The sequence below is a fragment of the Pararcticibacter amylolyticus genome (genome assembly GCF_003130405.1).
GTDB classification, from domain to species: domain Bacteria; phylum Bacteroidota; class Bacteroidia; order Sphingobacteriales; family Sphingobacteriaceae; genus Arcticibacter; species Arcticibacter amylolyticus.
Genome location: NZ_QEAS01000007.1, coordinates 12,347 through 17,339 on the forward strand (window position 1 = coordinate 12,347; position 4,993 = coordinate 17,339).

At 47.3% G+C, this 4,993-nt stretch carries 2 protein-coding genes; both read left to right on the forward strand.

The window, feature by feature from the left end; all coding sequences use genetic code 11:
* Nucleotides 1–9 precede the first annotated feature (9 nt).
* The gene (gene galB / locus DDR33_RS09525) at nt 10–2,418 is read left to right on the forward strand and encodes a beta-galactosidase GalB (protein ID WP_109415757.1); all 2,409 of its coding nucleotides are present in this window, start codon (nt 10–12) and stop codon (nt 2,416–2,418) included.
* A 30-nt stretch (nt 2,419–2,448) separates the two neighbouring features.
* Nucleotides 2,449–4,993, forward strand: a 2,545-nt coding sequence (locus DDR33_RS09530; RefSeq protein ID WP_109415758.1) for an L-rhamnose mutarotase, incomplete at its 3' end; no start/stop codon positions are given.

The window sequence follows — 4,993 nt, forward strand, 5'->3', positions numbered from 1 at the left end:
TTAAAAAACATGCTTAATTTAAAATATCTTTTTCTGTGTTTCCTGATTGTGCCAATAATGGTTTATGGCCAGAGGGACGGACGTTCAAGGGAGTCGTTCAACAAAGGGTGGAAGTTTTTTGCGGGAGACAACAAGGACGCGTCAAAAGCAGAGTATAATGATGCCTGGTGGAGGGCATTGACCCTGCCGCATGACTGGAGCATTGAGGGAGACTTCAGCAGTTTTAATCCTGCAAAGCCCGAAGGCGGGGCGCTGCCTACGGGAATAGCCTGGTATCGCAAGAGTTTTATTGTTCCTTCATCCTCTAAAGGAAAGAATGTATCTGTTGTTTTCGATGGGGTATATCAGAACAGTGAAGTTTGGATCAATGGCAAATTGCTGGGTAAAAGACCTAACGGCTATATCTCGTTCAGTTACGATTTAACTCCGTACCTTAATATCGGGAAATGGAATGTGATTGCAGTAAGGGTTGATAATTCAGCACAGCCCAATTCAAGATGGTATTCCGGATCCGGGATCTACAGAAATGTCTGGCTGGAAACGGCAGGCCAACTGCATGTGGGATTATGGGGTACCTATGTGACGACCCCGGAGGTAAGTACCTCATCGGCAAAAGTGGTCGTTGAAACCTCACTTAAGAACACAGGCAGCGCAGCTAAAGTTACGCTGAAAACATTCGTGCTGGATGAAAAGGGAAAGGAAGCAGGGAGGAATGTCTTTTCACAGGATATTACGGGCAACACCGCAACTCTTAACCAGGAGATTCAGGTAAATAATCCGGTATTATGGTCTGTGGATCGTCCTTATCTGTACCAGGCTGTTACAGAAGTTTATGATGGAAAGAAACTGACAGACCGTTATATCACTCCTTTTGGTATCCGCTATTTTTCATTCGACGAAAAGAAAGGCTTCAGTTTAAACGGCAAGTCCCTGAAGATCCTGGGTGTTTGTAATCACCACGATCTCGGAGCCCTGGGTGCTGCTGTTAACGTGAGAGCTATGGAGCGTCAGCTTGAACTGCTGAAGGAAATGGGATGTAACGGAATCCGGACAGCTCATAATCCTCCTGCTCCTGAGTTGCTGGACCTGTGTGACCGCATGGGCTTCATCGTCATGGATGAGACTTTCGACATGTGGAAGAAAAAGAAGAACTCTAAAGATTATCATCTTGATTTTCCTGAATGGCATAAGAGAGACCTCGAAGACCACATTAAGCGCGACAGAAATCACCCATCCGTCTTTATGTGGAGCGTGGGAAATGAGATCAGGGAGCAGTTTGACAGTACCGGGATCAGGATTACCCGCGAGCTTGTTTCGATAGTAAAGAAGCTTGATCAGACGAGACCGGTGACTTCTGCACTCACCGAGATGAACCCTGAAAAAAACTTCCTTTTCCAGGCAAAAGCCCTGGATGTTCTTGGGTTCAACTATAATCATTCAAAGTATGATAGCCTGCCTGTAACTTTCGGTCATCGCAAGTTTATTGCTTCTGAGACGACCTCAGCTATTGCAACCCGCGGACATTATGATATGCCGTCAGACAGTATCCGGCGCTGGCCAAAAGACGGCAAGACCAAACTGACGGACGGAAATGCGGATTATACGGTTTCTGCTTATGATAATGCTTCGGCTTACTGGGGATCTACTCATGAGGAAACCTGGAAAGAGGTGAAGAAGCTTGATCATATTTCGGGGCTGTACATATGGACTGGTTTCGACTATCTCGGAGAGCCGATTCCGTATCCATGGCCTGCCAGAAGCTCCTATTTTGGGATCTTCGATCTGGCCGGATTCCCGAAGGATGCTTATTATATGTACCGGAGTGAATGGACAGCCAAGCCTGTTCTCCATATTCTGCCTCACTGGAATTGGCAGGATGGAAAGACAGTAGATGTTTGGGCATATTACAATAATGCCGACGAGGTGGAATTATTCCTGAACGGAAAATCACTGGGAGTGAAGAAAAAAGAGGGGGATGATCTGCATGTGATGTGGAGGGTGAAATATGAGCCCGGTATTCTGAAGGCCGTATCCCGCCGTGACGGAAAAGAGGTGCTTGTAAAAGAAGTGAAAACTGCCGGAAAGCCTGCGAAAATTGAGTTGGTAGCAGACAGAAAAGAGATTAAAGCTGACGGCAGGGATCTGTCGTTTGTGACGGTCCGCATACTCGATCAGGACGGGAACCTCGTTCCCCGGGCTGATAACCTGGTGAAATTTAAAGTCAGGGGAGAAGGCTTTATTGCCGGAGTAGATAACGGTTACCAGGCAAGTATGGAGCCCTTTAATGCAGATCGCCGTAAGGCATACAATGGTTTATGTCTTGCCATTGTTCAGGCAACGGAAAAACAGGGTTCTATTACCCTTGAAGCTGTTGCCGAAGGACTTGCTTCATCGGTTATTACCTTAAAATCAAGATAAACAAAGTTCAGGCACAGAAACATACTGAAGATGACAAGTCTGATTAGAAAAAATATCTTTATAGCTGTTGCGGTGCTTTCATTAGCATGGGGACTGAGTGCGACAGCCGCAGAGATCTGGGTTTCCCCGACGGGTAATGACAAAAATCCGGGAACTAAGGAAAAGCCGGTCGCCAGTGCTCGTATAGCGCTGAGGATGGCTCGTGAACTCCGGCGGTTAAATGACCCTTCTGTTGCCGGTGGCATCCAGATTATCTTAAAGAAAGGCACATATAACCTGTCTGAGCCGATATTCGTAAGGCCCGAAGATTCGGGGACACCATCAAGTCCTACCATTATCAGGTCGGAGGCTGGCGGAAGAGCAGTGCTGAGTGGTGGTATAGGCATTAAAGCGTGGCGGAAGGCGGCGGCTGTAATTCCGGGCTTGCCGGAGAAAGCAAAGGGAAATGTTTGGGTGGCCGACGCTCCCGTTTCAGGCGGCGACCTGCTGAATTTCAGGCAACTGTGGGTAAATAACCGGAAGGCGGTAAGAGCACGGGACGTAAATGCTCCGCAAATGAACAGGATATTGTCATGGGACAAGGCTTCTGAAAGCTGCCGGATTCCATTGCCGCAGGTCAAAGGCCTCGAAAATGCAGAAGGTCTTGAGATGTTCATCCATCAATGGTGGGCAATCGCAATGCTGAGAGTTAAGACGATTGAGCCGGAGGGAAAAAGCGCCCGTCTCTCTTTCTATCAGCCGGAAAGTCATATACAGTCGGAACATCCCTGGCCTGCTCCCTGGATATCGGAAAAGACAGGAAACTCCGCTTTTTTCCTGAGTAATGCAATACAGTTCCTGGATGAACCGGGTGAATGGTTCCTGGATAAGAAAAACAGGAAAATATATTACTGGCCACGTAAAGATGAGGACATGGCTAAGGCAGAAGTTGTTGTTCCTGTTCTGGAGACCCTCGTGAAGATCCGGGGAACAGCAGAAAGGCCCGTTTCTTATATCACTTTTAAAGATATTGCATTTCATCATACGGGGTGGCTGAGGCCATCTAAAGCCGGGCATGTCCCTTTACAGGCCGGGATGTATTTGCTGGATGCCTACAAGCTGAAGGTGGCGGGTACTCCTGAAAAGAAGAACCTTGAAAATCAGGGTTGGGTAGGAAGGCCGGAATCTGCCGTTGATGTAAGTTTTAGTAATCACACGGTGTTTGAAGGATGCAATTTTGAGCATCTTGCTTCTACCGGCCTTGACCTGAAGAGAGGAAACCTGAATGACAGGATTGAAGGAAACCTGTTTAAAGATATTGGCGGCAACGCTATCCTGGCAGGAACATTTTCTGATGAGGCCTTTGAATCTCATCTTGCTTACAACCCTGCTGATTTAAGGGAAGTAACTGCCGGGACAGAAATTGTGAATAATCTCATTACGGATGTTACGAATGAAGACTGGGGATGTGTGGGCATTGGGGCCGGATTTGTAAGAGATATCAAAATTGAGCATAATGACATAAGTGAAATAGCCTATTCAGGAATTTCCGTCGGATGGGGCTGGACAAAGGATATCAATGTCATGCGGAACAATGTCATCCGGGCAAACCGGATTCACCGTTATGGGCGTCAGATGTATGATGTGGCCGGCATATATACTTTGTCCGCGCAGCCAGGTTCATCTATTACAGAAAACTACGTTGACAGCATTTATAAAGCGTCGTACTCTCATGATCCTCATCACTGGTTTTACCTGTATACAGACGAGGGATCGGCTTATTTTACGGTTAAAGACAACTGGTGTCCTGCCGGGAAGTTTTTGCAGAATGCGAACGGACCGGGAAACGTTTGGGAAAATAATGGCCCCGAGGTTGCCGACAGCATCAGGCTGGCCGCAGGCTTGCAGGTTAAACATAAGCATTTGTTGAAATACATCGCTCCTGTATCGGGAGAGATTAATTCCGTTTATTCACATATTGAAGGCCAGGGCGCAAAGCCCAGGGCGATTGAGATTGCCGGAAAGGAGGGTAAACCCCTGGATAGAGCATTTATAAAAGAGGTGTGCAGGCAGCACGGCATTGCATCCAATTCCATTTATCAATGGAACAACCGGGTGGTGATCTTTGACGACTTTTTGAATGATTCGGAGAAGATGCAGAAGAAATTCGCCGAAAAGTTTCCGGATGCCGAAGTGAAAGCTTACGAAACTCCTTTTTATGTTTTTTCAAAGAAAGACCGCTGTACAGGCGGTGCCGCTGCTTCCGAATGGGATCATGTACTGCTGACCGCCAACCTCACTGTAGACGGGACTCTTCAAAAAGAATACATGGAATACCATGCGACCCAGTTCAATAAGTGGCCCGAAGTTTCAAAAGGCTTCTGCAATGCGGATTTTCAGCAGCTCCTGGTATTCCGCACCGGCAGGCAGCTTTTGCTCGTCATCAGTATCCCGAAAGGGAAATCGCTTGACCAGCTTAATCCACTGACAACAAAGGACAACCCGCGTGCTGTCGAATGGAACGCCTTGATGAAGAAATACCAGGAAGGAATAGAGGGAACAAAATCCGGAGAAGTCTGGGTAGAAATGGAGCAGG